Source organism: Kitasatospora sp. NPDC059462, assembly GCF_042749955.1.
Lineage (GTDB): Bacteria > Actinomycetota > Actinomycetes > Streptomycetales > Streptomycetaceae > Kitasatospora.
Window position 1 is genome coordinate 1 of the sequence record NZ_JBHYUU010000361.1, and the last position, 2,930, is coordinate 2,930.

Genomic DNA, 2,930 nt, shown 5'->3' on the forward strand with positions numbered 1-2,930 from the left:
GGGCCCGCTTCTGTTGTGTATACGAGCCTGCCCCGGGTGAGCGGCACCCCGCTGTTCTCCCCCCGGGGGGGGGGGGGGGGGGCGCTCCCGGTCAGCCGGCCGGGAGCGCCCGCAGGTCCACCCGCCAGTCGTTGCTGCGCATCCACCGCCCGGGCGGGAACTCGAAGTCGGTCTCGCCGAGGAGGGTGAAGCCGGCCCGGCGGCAGACGGCGTTGGAGGCCGGGTTGCCGACCGAGGGGAAGGCGTGCAGGTACCGGTGGCGCCCGGTGCGGGCGGCGGCCTCGACGGCGGCCCGCGCCGCGACCGCGGCGATGCCCCGGCCCTGGTACGGCGGCAGCACGTTCCAGCCCATCTCGTAGACGGTCCCGCCCCGCCGGTCGCGCTCGGCGTAGCCGACGGTGCCGACCGCCACCCCCTCCGGTTCCAGGACGACCCGGTACATGCAGCCGGTGCCGGAGGGGACGAAGTCCAGGTAGCGCCGGTGGCGCAGCAGCATCCGCTCCTCGTCCTCCGGGCCGCCGGTGTGCCGGCGCATCTCCGGGGTGTTGACCAGGCGCAGCAGGGCGAGGTCGGCGTCGGTCCAGGGTTCGAGACGGAGCAGCGCGGGGTCCATGACGGGACGGTAGCGGGGCGGGTGCCGGGCGGGGTACCGGATTTCCCCGGGCCGATGCCGGCCGCGCCGTGCCGCCGGTCAGCTGCCCGCGGGCTCGGCGAGCGCGCGGGCCAGGTTCTCCAGGGCCGGCAGCGCGTTCATCACGGCGTCGCGGTCGGTGGGGGAGAGGGTGTCGAGCGCGGTGGCGATCCGCCGCTCGTGCGCCCGCTGCCAGTCGTCGAGCTGGCCCCGCCCCGCCGGGGTGAGCGCGATCCGCGCGGTGCGGCGGTCCCCGGGGTCGGTCTGGCGGTCGACGAACCCGGCGTCCAGCAGCTTGCCGACCAGGCCGCTGACGGTGTTGGGGGCGAGCCGCTGCCGGGCGGCCAGCTCGCCGACCCGCAGCGGGGCGGCGGCGAGCGTCTGGAGGAGTTCGACCTGCGCCATCGGCAGGGACTCCCAGGGGTAGTCGGTGCGGATGCTGCTGCGCAGCGCGCGGCGGAGCCGGGTCACCGCGTCGGTGAGCCGCCGGGCGCGCTCGATCGCCGCCGGCTCCACGGCCTGCGGATCGGCGGCGGGTTCGGGAACGGACGGTGACGACGGCATGGCCGACAGCGTAGCGCCTGGTTCGGACGCCGCCGGACCCCCTCGGACGGGTCGGGGGCGAGCGGTCCCGCTCCGTGCCGGACCGGTCGCACGCAGATCAGATCGTGGATAGAACATATCTGTATCCGATATATTTCGCCGTATGAACGCGGCGTCGACCCTCACCACCCGGCTGCTCACCGAGCGTCCCCGGCCACGCGGCATAGCCGGCTGGCGGTACGCCCACTGGCTCGCCGTCGGCACCGTCTGCCTCGGCGCCTTCCTCGGCCAGCTGACCGCCAGCGTCACCGCCCTCGTCTACCCGGCGCTCCAGCGCCACTTCGGCGCGGGGTTCGCCGCCGTCGAGTGGGTCGCCCTCGCCTATCTGCTGGTCCTGGTCGCCCTGCTGGCACCGGTCGGACGGCTCTCCGACCTGGTCGGCCGCAAGACCGTGTACATCGGCGGATTCGCCGTCTTCGGCCTGGCCTCGCTCGGCGCCGGGTTCGCCGGCGGCCTCGGCACCCTGGTCGCCTGCCGGGCCGTCCAGGCCGTCGGCGGCGCGATGATGCAGGCCAACAGCGTCGCGCTGGTCGCCCGCGGCGTGCCCGAACGCGCGATGCGCCGGGCGCTCGGCATCCAGGCCGCCGCCCAGGGCCTCGGCCTGGCGCTCGGGCCCAGCCTCGGCGGACTGCTGGTCGAGCACGCCTCCTGGCGCTGGGTGTTCTGGATCAACGTGCCGGTCGCGCTGGTCGGCATCCTGGCCGGCTGGTTCCTGCTGCCCCGGACCCGCCGCCCGGACGCCGGCCCGGTGCCGCGGGCGCTGCCCCGCCCGGTGCCCCGGCCGCGCGGGGCCGCCCGGTCCGCCTGGCTCGTCCGCTCCGACCCGGACGGCGGACGCTTCGACCTGGCCGGACTGCTGCTGCTCGCCGCCTCCACCACCGCGCTGCTGCTCGCCCTGTCCGCCGCCTCCGGCCTGCCGCTGCCGGGCTGGGCCGTCGCCGCGCTGCTGCTCGCCACCGTGCTGTGCGGCCTCGGCCTGGTCCGCCGGGAACGCCGCGCCGCCCGGCCGATCCTCGCCCCCGGCCTGGTCAACACCCCGGGGGTGCGTCCGGGCCTGGCCGTCTCGCTGATCGGCTACCTGCTGCTGTTCTGCCCGCTGGTGCTCGGCCCGGTGCTGCTCGCCGAGGCCGGCCTGCCGACCGGGCGGGCCGGTCTGGTGATCACCGTGCTCCCGGCCGCGTTCGCGGTGGCCGCGACGGCCGGCGGAGCGCTGCTGCCGCGCGGCTGGTCGGACGTCGCGCGCTGCCGCTTCGGCGCGGCCCTGGCCGGGGCCGGGCTGCTGAGCTGCGCGCTGCTGCCCGCCGCGGGCGCCGTCGCCCTGGCGCTGCCCCTGCTGGTGGCCGGCGGCGGGCTCGGTCTGCTGCTGCCCGCCAACAACGCCCTGGTGATGCGGGCGATCCCGGCCGAGTGCTCGGCGGTCGGCGGCGGCATGGTCAACATGGCGCGCAGCCTCGGTACGGCGCTCGGCACCGCGCTGCCGGTGCTCGGCGTCCACCTGGCCGGACCGGTGCTGGGCGGCCGTGCGGTCCTGCTGGCGCTGGCCGCCGTCGCGGCCCTGGCGGTGGCGCTCTCCCGGCCGGTGCGCCGGCGCTGAGTGCGCGAACGGCCGGGGGGGGGGGGGGGGGGGGGACCCCACCCCCCCCCCCCCCCCCGCCGGGGGGCGCGGGGAAGGTACCGCCCGCCCGCGGGGCCGCCG

3 protein-coding genes are annotated in these 2,930 nt (G+C 77.6%); 1 reads left to right on the plus strand and 2 read right to left on the minus strand.

Features of this window, described 5'->3' with window-relative positions; translation table 11 throughout:
- Positions 1-91: 91 nt before the first annotated feature.
- Positions 92-613 carry a GNAT family N-acetyltransferase gene (locus ACFXAM_RS38380; RefSeq protein ID WP_380298542.1) on the minus strand — a complete coding sequence of 174 codons (522 nt, stop codon included), beginning with the start codon at positions 611-613 and terminating at the stop codon, positions 92-94.
- Positions 614-691: 78 nt separating this feature from the next.
- Positions 692-1,195, minus strand: coding sequence for a MarR family winged helix-turn-helix transcriptional regulator (locus tag ACFXAM_RS38385; RefSeq protein WP_380298543.1), 504 nt, complete (start codon positions 1,193-1,195; stop codon positions 692-694).
- A gap of 142 nt (positions 1,196-1,337) precedes the next feature.
- Between ACFXAM_RS38385 and ACFXAM_RS38390 the strand changes: the two genes are divergently transcribed.
- Positions 1,338-2,828: an MFS transporter gene (locus ACFXAM_RS38390; RefSeq protein WP_380298545.1), complete on the plus strand. Its 1,491-nt coding sequence runs from the start codon at positions 1,338-1,340 to the stop codon at positions 2,826-2,828.
- The last annotated feature ends 102 nt before the right edge of the window (positions 2,829-2,930 follow it).

Coding starts and splice junctions, on each gene's coding strand:
- ACFXAM_RS38390 (WP_380298545.1), top strand. CDS start 1,338: ATGAACGCGGCGTCGACCCTCACCACCCGGCTGCTCACCGAGCGTCCC.
- ACFXAM_RS38380 (WP_380298542.1), bottom strand. CDS start 613: ATGGACCCCGCGCTGCTCCGTCTCGAACCCTGGACCGACGCCGACCTC.
- ACFXAM_RS38385 (WP_380298543.1), bottom strand. CDS start 1,195: ATGCCGTCGTCACCGTCCGTTCCCGAACCCGCCGCCGATCCGCAGGCC.